This is a genomic window from Arthrobacter sp. MW3 TE3886, from assembly GCF_041262145.1.
Classification (GTDB): domain Bacteria; phylum Actinomycetota; class Actinomycetes; order Actinomycetales; family Micrococcaceae; genus Arthrobacter.
The window spans coordinates 3,076,129-3,101,281 of sequence record NZ_JBGCAN010000001.1 but is presented as its reverse complement, the minus strand read 5'-3'; the positions used below and the strand labels follow the sequence as shown (position 1 = coordinate 3,101,281).

20 protein-coding genes are annotated in these 25,153 nt (G+C 62.4%); 16 read left to right on the top strand and 4 right to left on the bottom strand.

Annotated elements, in window-relative coordinates:
* Positions 1-69: 69 nt before the first annotated feature.
* On the bottom strand, positions 70-576 hold the full coding sequence (locus tag ABH915_RS14110) for a DUF2004 domain-containing protein (protein WP_370122372.1): 507 nt from the start codon (positions 574-576) through the stop codon (positions 70-72).
* Positions 577-674: 98 nt separating this feature from the next.
* On the opposite strand from ABH915_RS14110, the gene ABH915_RS14105 reads away from it, so the two are divergent.
* Complete coding sequence (locus ABH915_RS14105; protein WP_370122369.1) at positions 675-2,072, top strand: aldehyde dehydrogenase family protein; 1,398 nt, start codon at positions 675-677, stop codon at positions 2,070-2,072.
* Between the two features lie 123 nt (positions 2,073-2,195).
* Here the strand turns inward: ABH915_RS14105 and ABH915_RS14100 are convergent, their stop codons facing one another.
* On the bottom strand, positions 2,196-3,116 hold the full coding sequence (locus ABH915_RS14100) for a LysR family transcriptional regulator (RefSeq protein ID WP_370122366.1): 921 nt from the start codon (positions 3,114-3,116) through the stop codon (positions 2,196-2,198).
* Between the two features lie 316 nt (positions 3,117-3,432).
* On the opposite strand from ABH915_RS14100, the gene ABH915_RS14095 reads away from it, so the two are divergent.
* From ABH915_RS14095 to ABH915_RS14030, 14 genes are all read left to right on the top strand, one after another.
* Entirely contained in the window at positions 3,433-4,860 is a 1,428-nt protein-coding gene (locus tag ABH915_RS14095; RefSeq protein WP_370122364.1) for an NAD(P)/FAD-dependent oxidoreductase, read from the top strand.
* The gene (locus ABH915_RS14090) at positions 4,857-5,618 is read left to right on the top strand and encodes a DUF1365 domain-containing protein (protein ID WP_370122362.1); all 762 of its coding nucleotides are present in this window, start codon (positions 4,857-4,859) and stop codon (positions 5,616-5,618) included. Before ABH915_RS14095 ends, ABH915_RS14090 begins: the two co-directional genes overlap by 4 nt.
* 2 nt (positions 5,619-5,620) lie before the next feature.
* Entirely contained in the window at positions 5,621-7,027 is a 1,407-nt protein-coding gene (locus ABH915_RS14085) for a class I SAM-dependent methyltransferase (RefSeq protein ID WP_370125004.1), read from the top strand.
* 395 nt (positions 7,028-7,422) lie between these two features.
* Positions 7,423-7,668: a glutaredoxin-like protein NrdH gene (nrdH, locus tag ABH915_RS14080; protein ID WP_018773329.1), complete on the top strand. Its 246-nt coding sequence runs from the start codon at positions 7,423-7,425 to the stop codon at positions 7,666-7,668.
* A 167-nt stretch (positions 7,669-7,835) separates the two neighbouring features.
* Positions 7,836-8,240, top strand: a complete 405-nt coding sequence (gene nrdI / locus ABH915_RS14075) for a class Ib ribonucleoside-diphosphate reductase assembly flavoprotein NrdI (RefSeq protein ID WP_223916943.1) — start codon at positions 7,836-7,838, stop codon at positions 8,238-8,240.
* 74 nt (positions 8,241-8,314) lie between these two features.
* Positions 8,315-10,435: a class 1b ribonucleoside-diphosphate reductase subunit alpha gene (gene nrdE / locus ABH915_RS14070; RefSeq protein WP_026537148.1), complete on the top strand. Its 2,121-nt coding sequence runs from the start codon at positions 8,315-8,317 to the stop codon at positions 10,433-10,435.
* Positions 10,436-10,525: 90 nt separating this feature from the next.
* The gene (gene nrdF, locus ABH915_RS14065; RefSeq protein WP_018773326.1) at positions 10,526-11,500 is read left to right on the top strand and encodes a class 1b ribonucleoside-diphosphate reductase subunit beta; all 975 of its coding nucleotides are present in this window, start codon (positions 10,526-10,528) and stop codon (positions 11,498-11,500) included.
* Positions 11,501-12,163: 663 nt separating this feature from the next.
* Positions 12,164-13,051 (top strand): TIR domain-containing protein, encoded by an 888-nt coding sequence (locus ABH915_RS14060; RefSeq protein ID WP_370122358.1) that lies wholly within the window; start codon positions 12,164-12,166, stop codon positions 13,049-13,051.
* Positions 13,052-13,281: 230 nt separating this feature from the next.
* Positions 13,282-13,515, top strand: coding sequence for a hypothetical protein (locus ABH915_RS14055; RefSeq protein ID WP_370122355.1), 234 nt, complete (start codon positions 13,282-13,284; stop codon positions 13,513-13,515).
* 130 nt (positions 13,516-13,645) lie between these two features.
* Positions 13,646-15,142 carry an N-6 DNA methylase gene (locus ABH915_RS14050; protein ID WP_370122352.1) on the top strand — a complete coding sequence of 499 codons (1,497 nt, stop codon included), beginning with the start codon at positions 13,646-13,648 and terminating at the stop codon, positions 15,140-15,142.
* Positions 15,139-16,335: a restriction endonuclease subunit S gene (locus tag ABH915_RS14045; RefSeq protein WP_370122350.1), complete on the top strand. Its 1,197-nt coding sequence runs from the start codon at positions 15,139-15,141 to the stop codon at positions 16,333-16,335. Before ABH915_RS14050 ends, ABH915_RS14045 begins: the two co-directional genes overlap by 4 nt.
* Before the next feature lie 22 nt (positions 16,336-16,357).
* Entirely contained in the window at positions 16,358-18,142 is a 1,785-nt protein-coding gene (locus ABH915_RS14040) for a DUF262 domain-containing protein (RefSeq protein ID WP_370122347.1), read from the top strand.
* 188 nt (positions 18,143-18,330) lie between these two features.
* The gene (locus tag ABH915_RS14035; RefSeq protein WP_370122345.1) at positions 18,331-21,756 is read left to right on the top strand and encodes a DEAD/DEAH box helicase family protein; all 3,426 of its coding nucleotides are present in this window, start codon (positions 18,331-18,333) and stop codon (positions 21,754-21,756) included.
* A gap of 51 nt (positions 21,757-21,807) precedes the next feature.
* Positions 21,808-22,557 carry a hypothetical protein gene (locus ABH915_RS14030; protein WP_370122342.1) on the top strand — a complete coding sequence of 250 codons (750 nt, stop codon included), beginning with the start codon at positions 21,808-21,810 and terminating at the stop codon, positions 22,555-22,557.
* A 77-nt stretch (positions 22,558-22,634) separates the two neighbouring features.
* Here the strand turns inward: ABH915_RS14030 and ABH915_RS14025 are convergent, their stop codons facing one another.
* On the bottom strand, positions 22,635-23,195 hold the full coding sequence (locus ABH915_RS14025) for a hypothetical protein (protein ID WP_370122340.1): 561 nt from the start codon (positions 23,193-23,195) through the stop codon (positions 22,635-22,637).
* A gap of 88 nt (positions 23,196-23,283) precedes the next feature.
* Positions 23,284-24,117, bottom strand: coding sequence for a metallophosphoesterase (locus ABH915_RS14020; RefSeq protein WP_370122337.1), 834 nt, complete (start codon positions 24,115-24,117; stop codon positions 23,284-23,286).
* 628 nt (positions 24,118-24,745) lie between these two features.
* Here ABH915_RS14020 and ABH915_RS14015 point away from each other — a divergent pair.
* The gene (locus tag ABH915_RS14015) at positions 24,746-25,090 is read left to right on the top strand and encodes a helix-turn-helix domain-containing protein (protein WP_370122334.1); all 345 of its coding nucleotides are present in this window, start codon (positions 24,746-24,748) and stop codon (positions 25,088-25,090) included.
* Positions 25,091-25,153 lie beyond the last annotated feature (63 nt).

The window sequence follows — 25,153 nt, the reverse complement described above, 5'->3', positions numbered from 1 at the left end:
TTTTGAGCGCCCAGAAGGGAATCTACGGAGCAACCGACGCAGGATTAGCAGCGACTCAGGATTCCCGAGTCAGGACTCCCAGAGGATTTCGTCGTCGACGACGCCGTCCTCATCCGCGGAAGCGACGAGGACCTCGTCGGTGAAGTGCTGGCCCAGCGTGAAATCGAGGACGAAGTAGCGTTCCGGCTGGCCGGGGTAGATGCCCACGTGGCCGAGCTTGAGCGCCTTGAGGAAGACCTCGTCGGTCAGCTGGCTCTTGTCCTCGACGCCGAAGACCTTTTTGAGGTGTTCGTCCTTGATCGCGTTGCAATGGAAGTGGCGGTACTCCTGCGGGCTGGTGCCTTCCTGGTCCAGTTCCTCGGCGATCATTTCGCGGACCTGGTCCACGAGTTCGGGCAGGAAGCGCAGGCGGTAGTCAACTTTATGCATGGCAGCTTCATCAAAATGGTCATGCGCGTTGACATTCAGGTCAAGCTCCACGGTCTGGCCCCCCAGCTCATGCGTGGCGGTGAGATTATGCTCCCGTCCGTGGTTGAGCTCGACCTCGCCGAAGTGCTTGCTCGCTACCTTGTTCATATCTTCAACATAGTCCTGAAAACCGGACCATTCCAGCGTTGGGAGGGTTTTATCGGGTACCTGACCGGCCTACGGCCGCATGACTGTACATTGATCGGATGCAGCATGTAATCTCACCCGTCGGCCGTGCCCGGGCCGCGTTCGACGCCGGAACCACCCGCCCGCTCAACTGGCGGCTGGATCAGCTGCGCCGGCTGCGGCGCATGCTCGCGGAGCGGCACGCGGACTTCACCGAAGCCCTCGCCCGCGATCTGGGCAAACACCACACCGAGGCGCAGCTGGCGGAGATCGGGTTCGTAGACGCCGAGACGGCGCACCTGGAGCGGCACCTCGAAGACTGGCTCCGGCCCCGCCGCGTGCCGGTGCCTTTGGCAGTGCGGCCGGCCCGCGCCTGGACCGAACTCACCCCGCTGGGCGTGGTGCTGGTGATCGGGCCGTGGAACTACCCGCTGCAACTGCTGCTCGCCCCGCTCGCCGGCGCCCTGGCCGCGGGCAACACCGTGGTGCTCAAGCCGAGCGAACACGCCCCGGCCACCTCGGCGGCGCTGGCCCGCTGGATTCCCGAATACCTGGCCGGCGCCGCCGAGGTGGTTGAGGGCGGCATCCCGGAGACCACGGCGCTCCTGGCCGAACGCTTCGACCACATCTTCTTCACCGGGGGAGAAGCCGCGGCCAAGGTGGTCATGCGCGCGGCGGCCGAGCACCTGACCCCGGTGACCCTGGAACTCGGCGGCAAGTCCCCGGCGTACGTCGACGCGTCCACGGACCTGGCCACGGCGGCCAAACGCATCGCCTGGGGCCGGTTCATGAACGCCGGGCAGACGTGCGTCGCACCCGACTACGTCCTGGCCCGGGAGGAGGTCCTGGAGCCGCTGCAGGCCGAGCTGATCAAGGCCGTCGCGGCGCTCTTCGGAACGGACCCGGCGGCGAGCCCGTCGTACGGCCGGATTGTTGATGACCGCCACTTCGCACGGCTCGCTGCCCTGGCGGACGCCAGCACGGTGGTGCACGGCGGACAGCGCGACGCCGCCAGCCGCTACTTTGCGCCGACCCTGCTGCGGCCGGCGCCCGGCGACGCCGTCATGGCGGAAGAAATCTTCGGACCGCTGCTGCCACTGGTGCCCGTGGACGGGCTCGACGCGGCCATCGAGGAGGTCAACGGGCGCGCCAAGCCGCTGGCACTCTACGTCTTCAGCAAGGATCCACTGACGCGCCGCGCCTTCGCCGGGCGGACCTCGTCCGGGGCGCTGTGCTTCGACGTTCCGGCGGCCCACCTGTCCGTCCCCGGGCTTCCCTTCGGCGGCGTCGGCGGCAGCGGCATGGGTGCCTACCACGGGGAACATTCGCTGCGGACGTTCTCGCATGAGCGCCCCACCCTGGACAAGCCGCTGTGGCCGGACACGCTGGAAGCGATCTACCCGCCCTACACCCGGACCAAGCACCGGATCATCGACGCGCTGGTGGCGCCGGTCGGGAAGCGGGCCAGGAAGCGCTGAACGCCCGCCGGGCTGACCGGCCTCCACGCCGTCCCCTTCGTCCTCCCGGCCGACGTCGGCCCGCCGCTGCCGGCCATTCAGCCCGGTCGTTCAGCCCAGGCCTTTCGGTTCAGGCCCTTGAGCTCAGTCCTTTCGCGCGGTCCCGAGCCGGTGCATCGTCTCGGCCAGCAGCTCCACGAACAGCTGGACCTGGGCCGTCCGCTTCTCGTTGATCAGCAGGGCGAAAACATTCCGTGCCAGCCGGATCTCCGGCACATCGAGGACCACCACGCCGGCCGGCCGGTGCCGCAAGGCGAGCTCGGGGACGAGGGCGGCGCCGAGCCCGGCGGCGGACATCTCCAGGCTGGCGTGGAAGTCATCGCTGTAGGCCACCACGCGGGGGTGCAGGTTGCAGCTCGCGAAGAGCCGTTCGATCACCGTGGCATCGGACGTGCCCGGGTGGTGCATGATCCAGGGCATGTCCGAGAGGTGCGGTGCGGCCACCTTGGAATCCGTGCCGATGCCCCAGGCCGCCGGCAGGACCACGCGGAAGTCGTCGTCGCCGATCCACTGCCGGTCCACGGTGTGCGGCCAGGCGAGGCCGGACTGTCCCACCTGGTACACCAGGGCGACGTCGAGTTCGCCGCCGGTCCGCAGCCCCTGGATGGTCTGGGCCGGTTCCGCGACCGAGACCCGCAGGTCGATGCCGAGTTTCTTCCAGGCCGGGTTCTGCAGGATCGGCGGCAGCACATAGGTGGCGAGGCTCGGGAAGATGCCCAGCCGCAGCTCCTGGCTGGGGCTTTCCTGCGCCCGGGAGGCGGCGGCCATCAGCGTCTCGATGTCCGTCAACACCTTGGCGGCGTGCCGGGTCATCACGACGGCGGCTTCGGTCGGCTGGATGCTGCGGGCCGCCCGCTGGAACAAGGTGACGCCGGTGTCGCGTTCCAGGGCCGACATTTGCTGGGAGACGGCCGAGGCCGTGTAGCCGAGCCGGGTGGCGGCGGCCGCAAAAGATCCAAGCCGGATCACTTCCACAAGGGTCCGGAGATGGACGGGGTTGATCAAGGGCTGCCCTTCGCCTGGTTGCGGGTCCACGGAGACGGGACCGGAATTCCCGCTTCATTGTGGCATATCCCGCCCTCCGGCGGCCGTGCCGGTAAATCTGCCGGATGTCTGCCGGAGGGACTGCACGGAATGTCTGCGCTGCGCGGCCGGGCCGATGCAGGAGAATCCGAGGAACCCAACCCAAGGGACGGATGATGGCGTCACTGGCGACGGTCTGACAGCAGAACTAAAAAATCCCAGTTTCATACTCATCCGGCCGCCCGACGGCCACGAATTGCCCATAAGAGACTTCGGGCCAGACAACAGGAGCAGATCAGTGTCGCAAGCAGCAGGGATTCCGGCAGGCCGGCGGGTAGCCGTCATCGGCAGCGGAGTGGCGGGGCTGACCGCCGCGTACGTGCTGAACGGGCAGGACCGGGTAACGCTCTTCGAGGCCGACTCCCGGCTCGGCGGCCACGCCCACACCCACGATGTGCCGCAGCAGAACGGGCCCACCCTGGGCGTGGACACCGGCTTCATCGTCCACAACGAGCGGACGTATCCCACCCTCCTGCGCCTGTTCGCCGAGCTCGGCGTCGAAACCCAGGACTCCGAAATGAGCATGTCCGTCCGCTGCGACGGCTGCGGCCTGGAATACGCGGGCGCACGGGCCAAGGGGAGCGGCATCATTCCCGGGCCGTCCACCCTGCTGCGCGGCCGCTACCTGAGGATGCTGCTGGAAGTCACCCGGTTCCACCGCCGTGCCCGTGCCCTGCTGGCCGAACCCGCCGCCGCCACAGGCACGGCAGCCGACGGACACGAGCTCACCCTGGGAGACTTCCTGGCGCGGGAGAAGTTCAGCAGCTACTTCATCTCGCACTTCATGACCCCGGTGGTCAGCGCCGTTTGGTCTTGCGACCCCACCACCGCCCTTGCCTACCCGGCCCGCTACCTGTTCACCTTCCTGGGCCACCACGGCCTGCTCGGCGTCAAGGGCTCGCCGCAATGGCGGACCGTCACCGGCGGCTCGCGCAGCTACGTCGACAAGGTCGCCGCGACCCTGCCGGACATCCGGCTCGCCAGCCCGGTCACCGCGGTGCAGCGGCACGCCGACGGCGTCGACGTCACGTCCGCTCTCGGCGCCGGGACCGTGCGCGAGACCTTTGACGCCGTCGTCATCGCCACCCACCCGGCGCAGGCCCTGCGCATGCTCACCGACGCCTCGGCCGCCGAGCGGGCCGCCCTTGGCGGCATGCCGTACTCGGTGAACCAGACGCTCTTCCACCGTGACGAGGCCGTGCTGCCGGCCAGCCCCAACGCCCAGGCGTCCTGGAACTACCGGCTGCCGTCCTGCGACGCCCGGCCGGACAAGGTCCTGGTCAGCTACGACATGACCCGGCTGCAGCGGCTGGATCCCGTGGACGGCGGCCGGTACATCGTCAGCCTCGGCGAATCCGAGCTGATCGACGACGCCACGGTCCTGGACCGGATGGTCTACGAGCACCCGCAGTACACTCCGGAGTCGCTGGCGGCACAGCAGCGGATCCTCGGACTCGGCGACGGGCGTCTGGCCTTCGCCGGCGCGTACCACGGCTGGGGATTCCACGAGGACGGCGCCCTGTCCGGCCTCAAGGCCGCCGCCCGGCTCGGCCGCGACTGGGACCAGCTCCCCGTTAATATCGGCACGGTGGCCGTGGACCCGGACCTAGCCCCGGCGACAGAGGAGCCGGCCACAGTTCAACCGGCCACGGTGGACGTGCCATGAGCGCGCCGGCCACCATCCACCCGGCCGCACTCCACGGCGCAGCCATCTACCGCACCGCCATCGCCCATGTGCGGCGCACCCCGCTGCGCAACGCGTTCACCTACCGCAGCTACAGCTGGTACGTCGACGTCGACCACCTCCCGCGGCTGCCGCGCCTGCTCTGGCCGCTGGCCGGCTTCCGGGTGGAGGACCACCTCGGCGATCCGTCCGGCACCCTGCGCGGCAACGTGGAAAGCTACCTTGCCACCCAGGGGATAAAGCTCGACGGCGGACGCATCACCATGCTTGCCAGCGCCCGGGTGTTCGGGCACGTGTTCAACCCGCTGAGCGTGTTCTGGTGCCACAGCGCCTCCGGCGAGCTGCGCTGCGTCGTCGCCGAGGTCCACAACACGTACGGGGAGCGGCACTGCTACCTCCTCGAAACCGACGCCACGGGCAGGGCGAGCGTGCCGAAGGCGTTCTACGTCTCGCCGTTCAACGACGTTGACGGCGAATACCGCATGAAGCTCCCCGAACCCGGCGAACGGCTCGCCGTATCGATCGTCCTGGAACGGGAGGGCCAGCAGCCCTTCATCGCCACCATGGACGGCGTCCGGCACGAAGCGAGCTTGCGGAACATCGTGTCCGCGGCGCTCGCAGTACCCGCGGCCCCGCTGCGTGTCGCGGCACAGATCCGCTGGCAGGGCATCAAGCTGTGGGCGCGCCGCCTGCCCATCATCAAGAAACCACACCACCCTTCACAGGAGGCAGTTCAGTGACAATGACCGAAGCGACCGGATCCGGTACGGGACGGGCACAGGGCACCACGCGCAGCAGCGCCATAGACGGCAGCGCAGTTACCGGCAGCGCCGTCACCAGCGGGCTCGTCACCGGCAGGGTGCCGTACACCGTTCCCCAGCCTCCCGCCACCATCGATGCCGCCATCTGGCCCAGCATCGCCACGGTGCCCGCGAGCCTCAAGGCCCGTGTGGCCGGACGCGCCGCGGACGCCATCTTCAAGGCGGCCGTGCGCAGGCTGCCCCTGGAAGTCCGGTACCCGGACGGCACAGTATTGGGCAAGGCTCCTTCTGACGAGGCGCCCGCCACCTACCCCGTCATGACCATCAACCGGCCCGACGCCTTCGCCACCCGCCTCGGCGACGGCGGCCTGATCGGCCTGGGCGAGTCCTTCATGGCCGGCGACTGGGACGCCGATGACCTCACCGCCGTCATGGAGGTCTTTGCCTCCCGCGTCGGCACGCTCGTGCCCGAGCCGCTGCAGAAGCTGCGCGGCCTGTACCTGCCGCGCCAGCCGCGCAGGGAACGGAACACGGAGAAGAACACCCGCTCGAACATCTCGCGGCACTACGACCTCTCCAACGAGCTGTTCGCCTCCTTCCTGGACAGCACCATGACGTACTCCAGCGCCCTCTTCCCGGAAAGCGGCGACGCCCTGCGGAACGTGGCCTGGGACGGGCTGGCCGCCGCGCAGCAGGCCAAGATTGACCGGCTGCTGGACAAGGCCGGCGTGAAGGAAGGCACCCGGGTGCTGGAAATCGGCACCGGCTGGGGAGAGCTCGCCCTGCGCGCGGCCGCCCGCGGCGCCACCGTCTACTCCGTCACGCTCTCCAGCGAGCAGCAGGAACTGGCCCGCCAGCGCGTGGCCGAGGCCGGCTACGCCGACGCCGTCACGATCGAGCTCAAGGACTACCGCGCCGTCGAGGGCGAGTACGACGCCGTCGTCTCGGTCGAAATGATCGAGGCCGTCGGCTTCGAATACTGGGCCACGTACTTCCAGACCATCGAGCGGGTCCTGGCCCCGGGCGGCAAGGTGGCCATCCAGGCCATCACGATCGCCCACGACCGGCTCATGGCCACCCGCACCAGCTACACCTGGGTGCACAAGTACATCTTCCCGGGCGGGGTCATTCCGTCCGTCCGCGCCATTGAAGACATCACGGCGAAGCAGACCGGACTGCGCGTCCGCGAACGCCTCGCCATGGGCGAGCACTACGCCCAGACGCTGCGGCTCTGGGAGGAGCGGTTCATGGCCCGCGAAGACGAGGTGGGGGCCATGGGCTTCGACGCGGTCTTCCAGCGGATGTGGCTGTTCTACCTCTGCTACTCCCGGGCCGGGTTTGAAACGGGCTACCTCGACGTGCAGCAGATCGTGCTCGACGGCTGTTAGAACAATCACGAACCAAAGAGGCGGGCACCACGGTGCCCGCCTCTTTCGTGTGCCCGGACACCAGATGTAGTGGCCGGCGCCACCGATCCGGGTCCCCGCGGCGGCGCGCGACACGCCGTCTGCGGTGCGACACGCGGGGGTGATTAATGTGGCTAACTACTCCACAGGGTGTGGATTTCGTCCGCGAAAATGGCGGAAATCCGGACATTTGGAGGGCACCCTCCTGTGGATTAAAGGTGGGTTAAATGACATACTTGTAATACATCATCTTGGGGTCCACATGAGGCTCTTGCACTACATGTAGTATCGACATACAGTTCCAGCAGAGCATCAGCGCGGGACATCCGGAGCCGGGATTGCGCTCCACAGAAGACTTCAACAAAGGGGACAGGACCATGACCGTTACGGTTTACACAAAGCCGGCCTGCGTTCAGTGCAACGCGACCTACCGCGCGCTGGACAAGAAGGGCATCGCCTACCAGAGCGTCGACATTTCCCAGGACGCGGAAGCCCTTGAGCGCCTGAAGTCCCTGGGCTACATGCAGGCCCCCGTTGTCGTCACCGACCAGGACCACTGGTCAGGTTTCCGCCCGGACAAGATCGAAGAACTGGCACAGGCTGCCGCCGTCGCAGTAGCCTGAAACGCCCTGTCGCCTGAAAAGCCCAGGACGCCGCTACCAGGCAAAAATTCACGGTAGATGAGGTGACCACCGTGGCTGTAAAAACTGAAGATCGGGTGGCTGCCACGGCTGACAGCGGGGAAGCGGTCAGCACGGCAGCACCGGCCACCACAACGCACTGCCGGCTCATCTACTTTTCCTCCACCTCCGAAAACACCGCACGCTTCGTAGCGAAGCTGGGCGTCGACGCCGCCAGGATCCCCCTCTACCCGAGGGACGCTCCGCTGGTGGCCCGGGAGCCCTACGTTTTGTTGCTCCCGACCTACGGCGGCACCGGGGGAGAGGGATCTGTTCCAAAGCAGGTCATCAGGTTTTTGAACGATCCGGGCAACCGGAAGCTGATCCGCGGAGTGATCGGCGCAGGAAACACCAATTTCGGGGACAACTACTGCATGGCAGGCGACATCATCGCCGCCAAGTGCAAGGTCCCGCACCTATATCGCTTCGAACTCATGGGGACGCCGGAAGACGTCAACCGCGTACAACAAGGATTGGAAGAGTTTTGGACACGACTGTCGCAGACAAAGCAGTAACTGAGGGCGCAGGCCTGCACACCGGCACCGGCGCCGCCGCTGTTGAGAAGCAGGAACAGCAGAAGAAGCACGAAATGCCGGCCGCCTACAAGGGCCTGGGCTACCACGAGCTGAACGCCATGCTGAACCTCTACGGCCCCAACGGGGAAATCCAGTTCGAGGCCGACCGCGAGGCCGCGCACCAGTACTTCCTGCAGCACGTGAACAACAACACCGTGTTCTTCCATGACCTCGAGGAAAAGCTCGACTACCTCGTCAAGAACGAGTACTACGAGCGCGAAACCCTCGACCAGTACACGATGAACTTCATCCGCGAGCTCTACAACCGCGCGTACAAGAAGAAGTTCCGCTTCGAGACCTTCCTCGGCGCGTTCAAGTTCTACACCTCCTACACGCTGAAGACGTTCGACGGAAAGCGCTTCCTGGAGCGCTACGAGGACCGCGTCTGCATGGTGGCCCTGCACCTGGCCCGCGGCGACGAGAAGCTCGCCACCCAGATGGTGGACGAGATCATCGAAGGCCGCTTCCAGCCGGCCACCCCGACGTTCCTGAACGCCGGCAAGCGCCAGCGCGGCGAGCTGGTCTCCTGCTTCCTGCTCCGCATCGAAGACAACATGGAGTCGATCGGCCGGTCCATCAACTCCGCGCTGCAGCTCTCCAAGCGCGGCGGCGGCGTCGCCTTCGCGCTGACCAACATCCGCGAGGTCGGCGCGCCGATCAAGCAGATCGAGAACCAGTCCTCCGGCGTCATCCCCGTGATGAAGCTCCTCGAGGACAGCTTCTCCTACGCCAACCAGCTCGGTGCCCGCCAGGGTGCCGGCGCGGTGTACCTGCACGCGCACCACCCGGACATCTACCGCTTCCTGGACACCAAGCGCGAGAACGCGGACGAGAAGATCCGCATCAAGACCCTCTCGCTCGGCGTCGTCATCCCGGACATCACCTTCGAGCTCGCCAAGCGGGACGAGGACATGTACCTGTTCTCCCCGTACGACGTCGAAAAGGTCTACGGCATGCCGTTCTCCGACGTCTCGGTCACCGAGAAGTACTACGAGATGGTGGACGATTCCCGGATCAAGAAGACCAAGATCAAGGCGCGCGAGTTCTTCCAGACCCTCGCCGAGATCCAGTTCGAGTCCGGCTACCCTTACATCATGTTCGAGGACACCGTGAACCGGGAAAACCCGATCGACGGCAAGATCATCATGTCCAACCTGTGCTCCGAGATCCTCCAGGTCTCCCAGCCCACGACGTACCACGATGACCTGTCCTACGACCAGACCGGCAAGGACATCTCCTGCAACCTGGGTTCGCTGAACATCGCCAAGACCATGGACTCGCCGGACTTCGGCCTGACCATCGAGACGGCCATCCGGTCGCTCTCTGCCGTCTCGGACATGTCCAACATCACCTCGGTGCCCTCGATTGCCCGCGGTAACGACCAGAGCCACGCGATCGGCCTCGGCCAGATGAACCTGCACGGCTACCTGGCCCGCGAGCGGGTCCACTACGGTTCCGAAGAGGGCCTGGACTTCACCAACATCTACTTCTACTCGGTGGTGTTCCACGCGGTCCGCGCCTCCAACCTGCTGGCCATCCAGACCGGCCAGACCTTCGGCGGCTTCGAGAAGTCCAAGTACGCCTCGGGCGAGTTCTTCGACAAGTACACCGAGCAGGAATGGGTCCCGCAGACCGAGAAGGTCGCCGAGCTGTTCAAGAACATCCACATCCCCACGCAGGATGACTGGCGCGAGCTGAAGGCCTCCGTCATGGAGCACGGCATCTACAACCAGAACCTGCAGGCTGTCCCGCCGACCGGCTCGATCTCCTACATCAACAACTCCACCTCCTCGATCCACCCGGTGGCGTCCAAGATTGAGATCCGCAAGGAAGGCAAGCTGGGCCGCGTGTACTACCCGGCGCCGTACCTGACGAACGACAACCTGGAGTACTACCAGGACGCGTACGAGATCGGCTACGAGAAGGTCATCGACACGTACGCCGCCGCCACGCAGCACGTGGACCAGGGCCTGTCCCTGACGCTGTTCTTCAAGGACACCGCCACCACGCGCGACATCAACAAGGCCCAGATCTATGCCTGGAAGAAGGGCATCAAGACCATCTACTACATCCGTCTCCGCCAGCTCGCGCTGGAAGGGACCGAGGTGGAGGGCTGCGTCAGCTGCATGCTGTAGCTTCAACTAAATCGTGACAGTACGACGGCGGGCGCCCGCCCGCCGTCGTACGCTTTAACTAAGAACTAAACCCAACATTTAGGGGATGACATGACCGAAAAGGTCAAGCTGCTTAGCCACGTCGAGGCGATCAACTGGAACCGCATCCAGGACGACAAGGACGTGGACGTCTGGAACCGCCTGGTCAACAACTTCTGGCTGCCGGAGAAGGTGCCGCTGTCCAACGACGTGCAGTCGTGGGCGACGCTGACCCCGGACGAGCAGCAGCTCACCATGCGCGTGTTCACGGGCCTGACCCTACTGGACACCATCCAGGGCACCGTCGGCGCCGTCTCGCTGATTCCGGACGCCCTCACCCCGCACGAAGAGGCCGTCTACACGAACATCGCGTTCATGGAGTCCGTGCACGCCAAGAGCTACTCCTCCATCTTCTCCACGCTGGCCTCCACCAAGGAGATCGACGAGGCGTTCCGCTGGTCCACCGAGAACGAGAACCTTCAGAAGAAGGCCCAGATCGTCATGGACTACTACCAGGGCGACGACCCCCTCAAGCGCAAGGTGGCCTCCACGCTGCTGGAGAGCTTCCTGTTCTACTCCGGCTTCTACCTGCCGATGTACTGGTCCTCACGGGCCAAGCTGACGAACACGGCCGACCTGATCCGCCTGATCATCCGCGACGAGGCCGTGCACGGCTACTACATCGGCTACAAGTTCCAGAAGGGCCTGGAGGGCCTGTCCGAGGAGCGCAAGCAGGAGATCAAGGACTACACGTTCGAGCTGCTCTTCGAGCTGTACGAGAACGAGGTCCAATACACCCACGACCTCTACGACTCCGTCGGCCTGGCCGAGGACGTCAAGAAGTTCCTGCACTACAACGCCAACAAGGCGCTGATGAACCTGGGCTACGAGGCCATGTTCCCGGCCTCCGTCACCGACGTGAACCCGGCGATCCTCTCGGCCCTGTCGCCGAACGCTGACGAGAACCACGACTTCTTCTCGGGTTCGGGTTCTTCTTACGTGATTGGCAAGGCAGTCAATACTGAGGATGACGACTGGGACTTCTAGTCTTTTGTGAGGTCGGCGAGTCGATCGATCCGGAACGGCCCCGCACTGTGAGTTGCCAAGATACTTGGCACAAGTGACAAGTTAGTTGGCAAGTGACAAACAGCATGGCTTCTCTGGCAAGTTAGTTGGCAACTGTGATGAGATGTCGACCTAGTTGGAAGAAACGACGGGGGCTTGGGAGTCTTCCAGCTAGGTCTCATTTGCAATGAGAATGTGAGATTCCGCAGTACATGGGAAATCTCTAACCCTCGGTGGCCACATTCACGGCGGTTGGCCAAGGGCAGCGGGGCAAGCGGAACCGGCGGCAAAGGAACGGGCTCAAAGATCGTCGGCTTTACCAATGAGGACGAATAAACCTCGTCGGTGAGTTCTCTTGTGTTGGATAAGTGATCATCGAGGTGGGACACTTTGCCTCCAGGCGGCTCCGCCGCTGCGGATCGGACCCCTTCTCTAAGCGCTGAAATTAGCGGCTGGGTGATATGGTTCCGTGCCCCAGCGTGAACTCCTCGCCCCGGCAACGTCATACCTGCATCTGCGCGCACAGCAAGACTTGCCCACGCTGCGCGGAGCTGACTTCAGCCATGCGGGCGAATCTAAAGTGTCCGCAACTTCTCGCAACTGATCGATAGCCTTGTTCAAGTTCTTAAAGAGGAAGCAGCAGCAATGACCACTGATGCGCGCACGGTTTTTGTTATACACGGACGCAACGAAGCGGCCAGGAAGGCGCTGTTCGAATTTCTGAGGTCTATTGGTCTCAATCCATTGGAGTGGTCGCGGGCCATTGCGATGACCGGTCAGGGGTCGCCCTATATTGGAGACGTTCTGAACGCCGCCTTTGGTGCGGCGAGTGCCGTGGTCGTCCTTCAGACCCCCGATGACATCGCACATCTTCACGAGTCTTTGACGTATCCGGGTGATCCTGAATGCTCACCTCAGATGCAACCGCGCCCAAATGTTCTATTCGAAGCCGGGATGGCTATGGGGCGAAACCCAGACCGGACTGTAATCGTGGAACTGGGCCAGATTAGGAGTTTCAGCGACATACATGGCCGACATGTCGTTCGTTTGGACAATTCCTCCCAGAAGCGACAGGAACTTGCGACTCGGCTCCGAACTGCCGGTTGCTCGGTGAACACCGATGGTACTGACTGGCACACCGCCGGTGATCTAACGCCGCCCTCAGCCCCTGGTGAGGGCCTGCCCTTGGGGCGCAGGCTACCATCATCTGAGGCTTCAGGACGCCCCCGCCTCTCAGCTCGGCTCAACGAACATGGGGGCAACAAGATGAGTGACGTGATCGTCACAAACAACGGGCCAGGTGATGTTTTTGACCTGGATGTACAGCCAGCATCCGGAGAGGAAAGGAATCTCCATAGGGAGAGTGCTTCCCTCCCCGTGCCAAACCTTCCTCACGGGAAGTCCATTGTGGCGCTGCGGCGGATGCCTCTCAGCATGGGCGATTCCGCCAAACCTTACTTCAACATCGTCATCACCGGCAGAACGGCTGACGGCGTAGCCATAGAACAAACCGAGTTCGTGAGTGGTGCCTGATGGAAATTTCCATTTCCCTGCCCCTAGACAACGACGGCTTCCTCCGCCGAGAATGCCCTGACTGCATGCAAGAGTTCAAATGGCATCACGGCCCCGCCAACGAGGAAGCGGAACAGATTAGTGACTCGGGGATTTACCACTGTCCCTTATGCGGCCAGTCCGCGGGTCCTGGCTCGTGGTGGACTCAAGAACAGCTCGACTACGCCCAAAAGGCTGCGATGCCCGCGGCATTGCAATCTCTCGAGGACCAGCTGGACGGAATCTTCCAGGGTGCGTCCAACAAGCACTTCTCCGTGAAGCGGACGGGCCATCTCGACCTCCCGGAGGAGGCCATGCCCCTCGTGGACAAGGATGACATGTCGATCGTCGCGTCGCCCTGCCATGCCTACGAACCGGTCAAAGTCCCAGAGACAGCTGCTGGCCCGTTCTACTGTCTAGTCTGTGGATCTCCATTTGCCGTCTAACGCCCCGCTGGTAACGGCCGTTTTGGCCTGTTCCTAGGACTATCGTCGGGCCGAAATTTGAGCAGAGTCGGTCTGATGCATGGCCCGCGAGGCTGCCGGCCGATCATCGAACACCCACTAAACTCAAACGGTGATAACAGGCGAAATCAAATCTCAGGTAGACAAGGTCTGGAACGCATTCTGGACTGGCGGCATCTCCAACCCTTTGGAAGTGATCGAACAGATAACGTATCTGCTCTTCCTTAAGCGCCTGGATGAGAACCAGACCCGAGCCGAGAACAAGGCCAACCGCACCGGCAAGCCTGTCGAAAACCCGGTCTTCCCCAGCGGTCTGGACGAAAAGGGCCGCTCGTATCAGGACTTCCGCTGGAGCAAGTTCAAGAACTTCTCCCGCGACGAGATGTACACAGTCTTCGCCGAGCACATCTTCCCGTTCCTGCGCACCGGCCTGGCCCAGCTAGCCAACGGCGAGGAATCCTCGTACGCCCAGCATATGAGAGACGCCCGTTTCACCATCCCCAATGCCGGGCTGCTGGAAAAAGTCGTCGACATCATCGATGAAATCCCCATGGACGAGCGCGACACCAAGGGCGACCTCTATGAATACATGCTGGGCAAGATCGCCTCCGCCGGCACCAACGGCCAGTTCCGAACGCCACGCCACATTATCGACCTGATGGTGAAGATGACGGCGCCGCGGCCGATGGAGGCGATCTGTGACCCGGCCGCGGGTACCGCGGGGTTCCTCGTCCAGGCCGGTGAGTACTTACGGCAGCACAACCCGAACCTGCTCACCAACGCCGAGCAGAGCAGGTTCTTCCACCACAGCCAGTTCCACGGCTACGACTTCGACAGCACCATGCTCCGCATTGGGTCTATGAACATGCTCCTGCACGGGGTGGAAAACCCGGACATCACCTACCGGGACTCCCTGGCCGACCTACACGGAACCGAGGAGGAAAAGTACGACGTCATTCTCGCCAACCCGCCCTTCGCCGGCAGCCTGGACTACGAGAACGTCGCCAAAGACCTGCTCTCCCTGGTCAAGACCAAGAAGACGGAGCTGCTCTTCCTGGCCCTTTTCCTCCGGTTGCTCAAGCCTGGCGGACGGGCCGCGGTGATTGTGCCCGATGGCGTGATGTTCGGCTCGTCCACGGCGCACAAGGCACTGCGGAAAATCCTCGTCGAGGACCACAAACTCGAAGGCGTGGTCAAACTCCCTTCGGGGGTCTTCAGACCCTACGCTGGGGTTTCAACCGCGATATTGTTCTTCACCAAAACCAATTCCGGCGGCACCGACAACGTCTGGTTCTACGAGGTGACCGCGGACGGGTTCAGCCTGGACGACAAGCGCACCCCGCTGGCGACATCCGATCTCGACGACGTTCTGGGCCGCTGGCAGCACCGGACGACGACGGAGGCCGACCGGGCGCGCACCCACCGGTCCTTCGTCGTCCCTAAGGCTGAAATCGCCAAGAACGGCTACGACCTCTCGCTCAAGAGGTACAAAGAAGTTCAGCACGAGGAGATCGATCACCAAGAGCCAGCCGAAATAATCGCTGACCTGGAGCGCCTTGAACGGGAAATCACACTGGGAATGTCTGATTTGAAGGAACTGCTCAAATGAGCACCCCGACCGTTCTCGCCGACACAGAAATCGTTCGTGTAGGGGACGTTGCCGAGCAGATACGCGGAGTTTCATATTCTAAGGCGGATGTTAGAACAGCCCCTCAGACTGGCTACATTCCGTTGCTGCGCGGCGGGAACGTTCACGAACATGGTCTGGCTTTCGATGATCTTCAGTTCGTTCCGGATGAAAGTGTCTCCCAGAAACAAGTACTGCAGGCGGGCGACATCGTAGTCGTCGCATCTAGCGGGAGTCTCAGCGGTGTCGGCAAGGCCGCCTGCGTTCCGGCGGGGTTCCACGGAACATTCGGCGCATTCTGCAAGGTCGTTCGGCCAACGGACAAGATCGATGCAAGCTACCTCGGCCACTACTTCCGAACCGCGGACTATCGCTCGAAGGTATCGAGTATGGCTGCCGGCGCAAATATCAACAATCTGCGGAACGAGCATCTCGACGGGTTGAAGATCCGGCTCCCTGCTTTAGGCGAGCAGCGGCGGATTGCGGCCATCCTGGACAAGACAGACGAACTCCATGCCAAACGACGTCAGGCTCTTGCCCATCTCGACGCTCTCACCCGGTCCATCTTCCACGCTATGTTCGGCGACCCAATTCTCAACCCGATGGGTTGGCCGTTAGTAGCCCTGTCTCAACTCGGGACTCTTGAAAGAGGACAGTCCAAACATCGTCCCCGAAATGACCCCAAGCTGCTCGGTGGATCTCACCCGCTGATTCAGACGGGAGATGTGGCCAACGCCTCGGGCTACGTTAGGAAATTCTCAGCCACCTATTCGGAATTCGGCTTGAAGCAGAGTAAGAAGTGGCCTGCAGGAACATTATGTATCACGATCGCTGCCAATATCGCCAAGACCGCAATTCTCAAGCTCGATGCATGCTTCCCCGACAGTGTTGTGGGCTTTGAGTCAGACGCGGCGACCATCGAGTATGTCAGAACCTGGTTCTCATTTCTCCAGAAAACGCTGGAGGCTAGGGCTCCCGAATCAGCCCAAAAGAATATCAACTTGGCGATCCTTAGGGGCGTGGAAGTACCAGCTCCTCCGCTTGACATGCGGAGACGGTTCGCAGAGCGGGTGGCGGCAATTGAACAACTCAAGAGCCAGCACGAGATCCACCTGTACGAACTCGAAGACCTATCCGCGTCTCTACAGCACCGCGCCTTCAGCGGTCAGCTTTAGTCGCTAGCCGAAGGAATCACCAATGATCGATTCAGTCAAAGACTGTGCTGTATCAAGTCTTCTCGGCGTAGACCACAAGATCGTCTATGTCATTCCCCCCTACCAGCGCGAATACACATGGTCCAAGACGCATTGGGAGGACTTGATTGACGATGTGCTGGGGGCCCCGGAGGGATATTTCCTCGGGTCGATCATCTGTATCAACCAGCAGAAGGACGCCACCGACATCGCCCAGCTTGAACTTGTCGACGGTCAACAGCGAATGACAACACTGTCCATCCTGCTCGCTGCCCTTTACTCCTGCTTGGCTGCACGCAAAGAGGACCTTGATGAAGACGAGAACGCCTCGCTAATCAATCTCCGGCGGAAGCTGGTCCTCAAAGACCCCGCCGACCACCCGAGGCTCACCCCGCAACGTCAGAACAACAACGCCGGGGACTATGTCGCTGTCCTCAGCGAAGCCGGTGTCGTCAAGCAGCTGAAGAGTAGACCCGGCAATCTGGGTAACCGGCGGATCATGAAGTGCTTCCGCTACTTCGTGGACCAGATTGAAGCCAGGCTTACCACCTCTGAGCCGTCGCACACCCAACTCCTGAGAATGGTCGAGCAGGTCTCCGCTGCTGTGCTGGTCAAGATCGAAGTCAAGAATCACTCGGACGCCTACGTCCTCTTCGAGTCGCTCAACAACCGCGGTGCACAGTTAACGCCCATTGACTTGATCAAGAACAAGCTGCTGGCCTCCACCCACGGGAAAGATGCCCTGGCTGTGGAAGCGGTCTTTGAAGAGTGGATGGGCATCATTGATCTGCTGGGGGACGACTACTCCTTGCAAGAACGCTTCTTCCGTCAGTACTACAACGCCTTCAAGGAAGTGCTGAATGACGTAGTCAACGAGCCGGTGGCTACACGGTCCAACCTCATCCGCATCTACGAAAAGCTGATCGAGCATGGACATGAGGAATTTGTCAGCCGAATAAGCGGAGCAGCAGCGGTTTACAGCCAAATTGCCGGCGGATCACGCAGCTCTGAGAACCCTGCGCTGAACGCCGCATTGATTCGGCTCCGCAGGGCGCAAGGGGCACCGTCACACTTGCTTCTCATGTACTTGATGACAAATCAGGGGCGCCTGAAGCTCAACGATGGCGATTTAGTCGCGATTTGCGACTTGCTGGTTGCCTTCTTCGTACGCCGAAATGTCACGGGACTGCCAGCCACCTATGAACTCCAACGTCTCTTCATGGCCATCACGTCCCAACTGCACCACGGTGTCGGCGATCCCATTTTCGAATTGCTGCGTGAACGGCTCGTCGGCATTTCGTCGTCGGACGAGTTGTTCCGCGAAAAGCTCGCTGGCAACGCTTACGAAGACTCCTACGACATGACCCGCTTCATATTGTGCTCGCTTGCGGAAGCAAGCATGACGGACGAGACACGCGTGGATCTTTGGGCAATGGAGGGAAAGAGACATGCCTGGTCCGTTGAGCACATCTTCCCCCAGGGTGCCAATATCCCTCCATCCTGGATTGACATGATGGGCGGATCCCCAGAGGTGGCGAAAGCCGTTCAGGCGGAACACGTTCACACTCTAGGGAATCTCAGCGTCACGCGTTTTAATGCAACGCTGAGCAATAAATCATTCCTCGACAAACTTAATGCCAGAGACGGCAACGGTAACTCTGTGGGGCTAAAGAATATGCTTCGAATCAATGATGACGTGATCAGCGAATCGACTTGGACGAAGCAGCACATAATCCACCGGAGCCAACGGTTAGTTGACGCGGCTTTCAACTACTTCCGGCTTAAGTAGTTGGGACTTTCCTAGCCTCCACTGGCGGAGGCTAGAGAGTCGCGGCGTACAGGTTCCGGCAAGTTTTCTTGCCGGACCTGCCATTCGTTACGCGTAATGGCCGAAATAGCGCTGGAACGGATGTTGCGCCGCGAAGCGGCATGCTGCATCGGCTAGGCTCCGAACAGAACACCGACAGAGGAGTGGCATTGGGGGATGTAAACAGCAACTTCGCTGTACTGCAGGCGGAGTGGCCGGGCATCGCGAAGGAAGCGCGGCTGGCCGAGCATTACGCGCGGAAGGACCCCCGGTCTTCTCTGCTTTACGCGCGGCGGTCCGTCGAAGCGATGCTGGCCTGGCTGTACGAAGCTGACAACGCGCTTGCGTTGCCTTACAAGGGCGATCTCAACGCCCTGATGTCGGAACCGTCGTTCAAGCGCCTCGCGGGCGAGACGATCGTGAGTAAGTTCCACCTCATCCGCAAGGTCGCGAACAGCGCCATCCACACCAACGCCGCCATCACCGTCCAGCACTCCGAGCAGACCATTCGGGAACTCTTCCACGTCTGCATCTGGCTGGCGCTCCGCTACACCCGGGATCCAGCCCACCGCCCGGCCTCAACTGTTGCATTCAACGGACAGTTCCTCAGCCCGACGCCGAAGCCGGGCGTTAGGATGCCCGCCGAGAAGCCCCGCTCTGCGGACCAGACGGCCAAACTCGCCGAAGAACTGGCGGCCAAGGACGCGGCGCTGGCCGCGCAGAAGCAGGACAACGAGCAACTTCAGGCCCAGCTTTTGGCCCTGCGCGCACAGATCGCCCGGGCGAAGGAAGAAAACAAGAAGCTCCCGGACAGCCACGACTACTCAGAAGCCGAAACCAGGGTCTACATCGACCTCTATTTGGGCGAAGCAGGATGGGCACTGGACAAGGCCGAAGACCGCGAATTCGAAGTCAACCACATGCCCACCCACGCCGGCCCCACTACCGGAACCGGGTTCGTGGACTACGTCCTGTGGGGATCCGACGGCAAGCCACTCGCCGTCGTCGAAGCCAAACGGTCATCCAAGTCACCGTACGAGGGCCAGCAGCAGGCCAAGCTCTACGCCGACGCACTGGAGACGGAGAAAGGCCAGCGTCCGGTCATTTACTACAGCAACGGCTACGAGCACTGGATCTGGGACGACGCCTCCGGCTACCCGCCCCGCCCGGTCCAGGGATTCCACACCCGGGACCAGCTCCAGCTCATGGTGGACCGCCGCGCCACCCGCAAACGCCTGGCCACGGCGGCCATCAACACCGAGATTGCGGGCCGCAGCTATCAACAGGCGGCCATCAGGGCGGTCACCGACGCCCTGGAAACGGACAAGGAACGCAAGGCGCTGCTGGTGATGGCGACCGGCTCCGGCAAGACGCGCACCGTCGTCGCGCTCTCCAGCCTGCTGATGCAGGCGAACTGGGCCAAACGCGTACTCTTCCTGGCCGACAGGGTCGCCCTGGTGGATCAGGCCGCCCGGGCCTTCAAGAGCAATCTCCCAGGATCATCACCCGTAATTCTGGGGCGGGACGTGGAGGCTGACAGCCGCATCCATATCGCCACCTATCCCACGATGATGAACCTGATCAACGAACGGACCGACGACGGCACGGTCCTGAAGCAACGGTTCGGGATCGGCCACTACGACCTGATCATCATCGATGAGGCCCACCGCTCCGTCTACCAGAAGTACCGGGCCATCTTCGATTACTTTGATGCGTATCTGGTGGGCCTGACGGCCACCCCGCAGTCCGAGGTGGACCGCAACACCTACTCCCTGTTCGACATCGAGGACCACGTCCCCACGTTCGCTTACGAGCTGACGCAGGCCATCTCCGACGGCTACCTCGTACCGCCCCGGACCGTGTCCATTGCGCTGAAGTTCCCGGTCGAAGGGATCCGCTACGAGGAACTCTCGGAGGAGGAAAAGGAGGACTGGGACTCTGCCGAATGGGATGAGGATGGGGAGATCCCGGACGCCGTGGATCCGGCCATCCTGAACACTTGGCTGTTCAACGCCGACACCGTGGATAAGGCACTCGAGGTGCTGATGACCCGCGGGCACAAGGTCGCCGGGGGAGACCGGCTTGGGAAGACGATCGTTTTCGCCAAGAACCAGAAGCACGCGGAATTCATCGCCGAGCGGTTCAACATCAACTACCCGCAGTACGGGGGCACTTTCGCGAAGATCATCACGCACAGCGTCAACTACGTCTCTACCCTGATCGACGCCTTCGCCCGCGCGGAGGACAGTCCGCACATTGCCGTGTCCGTGGACATGCTGGACACCGGGATCGACGTGCCCGAAGTGGTCAACCTGCTCTTCTTCAAGGTGGTGCGATCCAAGACAAAGTTCTGGCAGATGGTGGGCCGCGGCACCCGGCTCAGGCCGGAGCTGTACGGCCCGGGTGAGGACAAGAAGGACTTCTTCATCTTCGACGTCTGCCAGAACGTTGAGTACTTCAACGCCGAGCTGCCTGGTTCCGAAGGCTCTTTGGGACAGTCCCTGGCGCAGCGCAGCTTCGCCGTCCGGGCACAGCTGCTGGCGGAAGCCCGCGCTGTCGGGCTCGACGGCGACTTCGTGCCGACGCTCCAGTCCGGCCTTGTGGGGCAGGTAGCGGGGCTGCCCCGGGAGAACTTCCTGGTCCGCCCGCAGTTGGAGTGGGTGGAGAAGTTCTCAAAGCCCGCTTCGTGGGGCACCCTTGGCACGCAGGATCTGACGGACCTGCAGACCAAGCTGGCCCCCTTGGCGACGCTGGCATCCGCCGCCGATACAGAGGAAGCCAAACGCTTCGACCTGCTGATGTACCAGGCTCAGCTGGCTTCACTGACCTCAGCGGCAGCCGTGGAGCCGTACCGCAAGAAGATTGTTGAGATTGCGTCCGCCCTGCAGGACCAGCCGAACATCCCCGCCATCGCCGCCCAGATGCTCCTGATCCAGTCGATTCTGGAGGGAGGGGAGTGGGGCCAGGTCTCGCCGCAGTGGCTGGAACTGATCCGGGTCCGGCTCCGGGGGCTGGTCCACTTGATCGAGAAGAAGCGCCGCAAGGTGGTCTACACGAACTTCGAAGACACCCTCGGCGAGATCGTGGAAAGTGAGCTGAAGGGGACCGTGACCGGATCGGTAGATCTGTCCCGGTACCGCGAGAAGGCCCGGATGTACCTCCAGGGATTCCTCGACCACATGGCCATCCACCGCTTACGTCGAGGCTATCCCCTGACCGAGACGGATCTTGCTGAGCTTCAGCGGATGCTGATTGAGAGCGGCGCGGGTTCACCCGAGGAACTTGAAGCCGCCACCGCACAGGCTGAGGGGCTAGGTCTGTTTGTCCGTTCCCTGGTGGGTATGGACCGTCAGGCCGCCTTGGATTCCTTGTCCGAGTTCGTCGGGGACAAGACCCTCAATGCCAACCAGATGCACTTCGTTAACATGATCGTCCAGCAACTCACCGAGAATGGCGTGGTGGACGTCGGCGCGCTGTACGAGTCTCCCTACAGCGACGCTGCCCCTGCCGGACCGGAGAGCTTGTTCCCGGAGTCGGACGTGGATCTGCTGGCTGAGGCGCTGAACCGGGTGCGCGTGTCGGCGATGGTGGGGTAAGCCGGCGGTCACGGTCAGGTCTGCAGTAGCCGAGTTGGAAAAGGAATCTGTGTGGAAGCCATGCCAGGTGTTGCCATGTCGATGGTCGGAAAGCTGCTTGAGGAAGTCTCGTGGGAACACGCGACCAGTTACCGTCAAGGCGGCCGAGGCCGGGAGAACGTGCTGAGCGCAGAAGTCACGATGGCGCTCGATTTCCTTCCCCGAGACCGCTTCCTCGGTGCGGCAATTCGTGCCGCCAAGGGCGCCGACCACGCCAGGAATGTCCTGGTCAAAGAGATCGAAGAAGCCGAACTTCGATTCCTGCCAGGGGATATGACGCTCGCCCCGAACCGGTCAGGAACTGACCAGCTCGTGGTGCAGCCAGACGCTTTCAGCACTTCTCCGGGCTCTTTTGTCCTCGTTGAGGCCAAGCGTGTTCGATCGAGTTCGTTCCAGCCCGGGCAGCTGGCAAAGGAATACGTGGCAACGATGGCGCATGCAGCTAGGCGCGTCCCTCTGATCCTGTTGCTGGGCACGGCACCTCCGGTTCTGGTTCATGGCCGTGGCCGTGGCCGAATGAGCCTCGAAGACGCCATCTCCTCCGAACTTGAGTCCGTACTACTACGCGCTAACAACGAGCAGCTGGCGTTGGAAGGGCTGGTTGAACGGATCCACGATGTCTTCTGCTGGATTACCTGGACGGAGCTCTCGGCCGTGATTGGCAATCAGGCTGCGGACTTCTCGACGACCGATCCGTCCGTCAACGCGTCCGTCCAGCGCCTCGCGAAATCCGTATGCTCGTCAATTGCCTGGCACACCTAGGCCGTCTGGGCGCCAGATGCGCCGGCACATGCGGCCTTGACCACCGACACAGTAGGGGAGGAATATTTGTGGATCTTTCATGTGCTGACATTAGGATCAAGCGGCCGCTTTGCGATCTCCTTCACCCACGACGGGCTCTCTATGCCTTGCTTCTTGTCAGTTGAGAGTCGAAGGCGGGCGGCGCGAACCATCACGCGCTCCTCGGGGCGGGTCCGGTCCTGTGTGTCGCCTTCATCAAAGGAATTCTTGTCCGCCAAAACTCTCATCGCCGTTCTGTCTCGGAGCGGTCCTCTCCATGCTTCGGCGATGATCAGGGTCTCCTCTTTGCCTGAAAGACTGCTGGCGTTGAGGAGCTCCAAGGCGGCCAGGCCAACCTCGCGTTTAGCCGGATCTTCATCTAGGCTCGCTTCCAACGCCCATCGTGCCCTGGGCCACCAGGCTGACTGACTGGCGGGGATCGTTTCGGCGTCTAAGGCGACGGCGTCCGCGACAGTCGGCCGCCGCAGTGCGAACCAGCCAATCCCGGCAACGAGGAGCATTACGAGCGGCCCTAGGGCAGCGACGATCTGCCACCACTCGGCGCCCCCGGTGGTGTGGGCGATGACGTCGATGGTGCTCCGTGAGGGTGCGTGGTTCACGGGACCAGCACCGACGCCAGCCCAGACCCTGTCCGGCAACGGCGCTCGTGAGGGCTGCTGGAACCCGGCAGCACTCCCGCGGAGCGACTCATTGGTTACCCCGGATGCTGAGTGATTCGATGCGCAGCGGCGCTTCACCCGGCCAAACGAGCACCGCGTTGCCTTCGCGGGAGTTCTCCTTATTGAGCACGTCGATACGCGATACGCGCCCGTCCGGGTGTGCTAGTTCGTGGATCCGCCGCTGGTGCCAGTGGCCGCAGAAGACGTGTGGAACGGCCAGTGAATCGACAACCTCACGGAGCAACGTCCGGGTTTTTTCCGCTCTTGCCGTGAGCTCCGGTGGCAGTTCTAAGTCGCCCGTCAGCGGTACGCCGGCAGGCGCATCGTGGGTAATGAGGACATCAACGGGTCCGCCCTCAATCAGCTTTTTCGCCTCCTCCGACGTTGGCTCCTCGTTGCTCCACCAATCTTTACCTTCACTCCGGTGCCCGTAATCGACGCTGAAGGCTCCGCCGAGGGCGCCGACAACCAGGCCGCTGATCTGCGCTCGGCCGCCCCTGGGCAACACCCGAATGTTGGAACGAAAGGTCGCTAGGCCGTCGGCTCCGACGGGGAGCTCCTCTAGGGTTTTCCAGTTGTCGTGATTGCCGCCTGAAACTATCAATGTGATCCCGAGCGCTTGCAGAAACCCGTTGAGTCTGGCTTCGTAGCGGCCTCGTTTGGCACCAGGCCAGTCCAGGCCAAAATCGCCTACATGCAGCATGGTGGCGGCGCCCTCACGCGCCGCAGATTGAATCGTGGCGATGGCCCACCCCTGGTTGCCGTGCCAGTCACCGGCGACGACAAAGGGTGCGTGGTTGCTTGGTGAGTTCTCGATGTCGCGTCGTTCTCCTGCGTTAGTGGAATTCAATATGAGCTCCATGGGGCCAATTCCCTTGGAGGCGTGAGATGGAAAGTACCTCGGTTGTGCCACGGAGTGTGGGGATCCCATCGAGCCTGAGGTCCAGCAGCATCAGGCCGCGTCGTCCTACCCGCATCTCGATGACGTTGAGAAGCTTGATCGCTTCGCCGTCGCGGCGGAGCTCAGCGGCTGGCAACTCGTCATAGGGAGAGGTCGGGTTCCGGTCTTTGGCGAGCCGTACGACCTCCCGGGGCGGATCCAGGTGGATGGCGTACAAGGTTCCGGATCCGGTCCGCACCGCATAGCTTCCAGTTGTTTCGTCGTTTAGTGACCGCAGGTTCGAATCCATCTTGGTTGCGGCGCTGGGGATGTTAGTCCAGCTCCGGGGGGACGGGAAGCCGAATCTCGAGGAACTCTGGCGTTACACCATCTTGGATCTGCATCCGTAGATCGCAGCTGGGGTCGAAGCCCTCAGGAACGTAGCTGAGGAAGTGCCTCAGTTGTGGCACGGATACGTCCTCGTTTAGATCGAGGATGACTGATACTCCCATGGGAAAGGCCTTTCGCACTCAGTGGTGATCTGCATCTCATCGCGTCAATGTCTCACTAGTGGAGCTGACAAATATGTTTTAGTCTAGTGGCATGAGGTGTGCCCATTAGACCTTCCCAGACACCGCCGGCCCGGCTACAGCATTGGCTAGAACGCCGCAAGCGAGTTGGATCGCGTATACGGGAGATCCGAATGTCCCAAGGACTGACTCAGATGTCCCTGGCGCTCGAGGCGGGCCTCAGCCGCAACATGCTCATTGGCATCGAGTGGGGCCAAAAAAGCATCGCCTATGAACGACTCTGGGACATCGCTGACGTTCTGGGTGTGGATGTGAGGGATTTCTTCTCCGACGCTTCCAGCCAGCCTTCCAGCGAAATTCACCGTCGCGGAAGTTCAAAAGGCAGCACTCGGACTCGGTTATCGATTGATCCGGAAGTGAAATGATGTCAGGGAACTGCTGACGACAAGTCGCATGCTGGTCGCAGCGTATGAGTCCGGTGGCGAGGT

Bases quoted from the DNA above. Each gene is read 5' to 3' on its own strand.
- ABH915_RS14085 (WP_370125004.1), top strand. From the start codon at position 5,621: ATGACCGAAGCGACCGGATCCGGTACGGGACGGGCACAGGGCACCACG.
- nrdF (WP_018773326.1), top strand. From the start codon at position 10,526: ATGACCGAAAAGGTCAAGCTGCTTAGCCACGTCGAGGCGATCAACTGG.
- ABH915_RS14060 (WP_370122358.1), top strand. From the start codon at position 12,164: ATGACCACTGATGCGCGCACGGTTTTTGTTATACACGGACGCAACGAA.
- ABH915_RS14040 (WP_370122347.1), top strand. From the start codon at position 16,358: ATGATCGATTCAGTCAAAGACTGTGCTGTATCAAGTCTTCTCGGCGTA.
- ABH915_RS14020 (WP_370122337.1), bottom strand. From the start codon at position 24,117: ATGGAGCTCATATTGAATTCCACTAACGCAGGAGAACGACGCGACATC.
- nrdE (WP_026537148.1), top strand. From the start codon at position 8,315: ATGCCGGCCGCCTACAAGGGCCTGGGCTACCACGAGCTGAACGCCATG.
- ABH915_RS14090 (WP_370122362.1), top strand. From the start codon at position 4,857: ATGAGCGCGCCGGCCACCATCCACCCGGCCGCACTCCACGGCGCAGCC.
- ABH915_RS14105 (WP_370122369.1), top strand. From the start codon at position 675: ATGCAGCATGTAATCTCACCCGTCGGCCGTGCCCGGGCCGCGTTCGAC.
- ABH915_RS14045 (WP_370122350.1), top strand. From the start codon at position 15,139: ATGAGCACCCCGACCGTTCTCGCCGACACAGAAATCGTTCGTGTAGGG.
- ABH915_RS14110 (WP_370122372.1), bottom strand. From the start codon at position 576: ATGAACAAGGTAGCGAGCAAGCACTTCGGCGAGGTCGAGCTCAACCAC.
- nrdH (WP_018773329.1), top strand. From the start codon at position 7,423: ATGACCGTTACGGTTTACACAAAGCCGGCCTGCGTTCAGTGCAACGCG.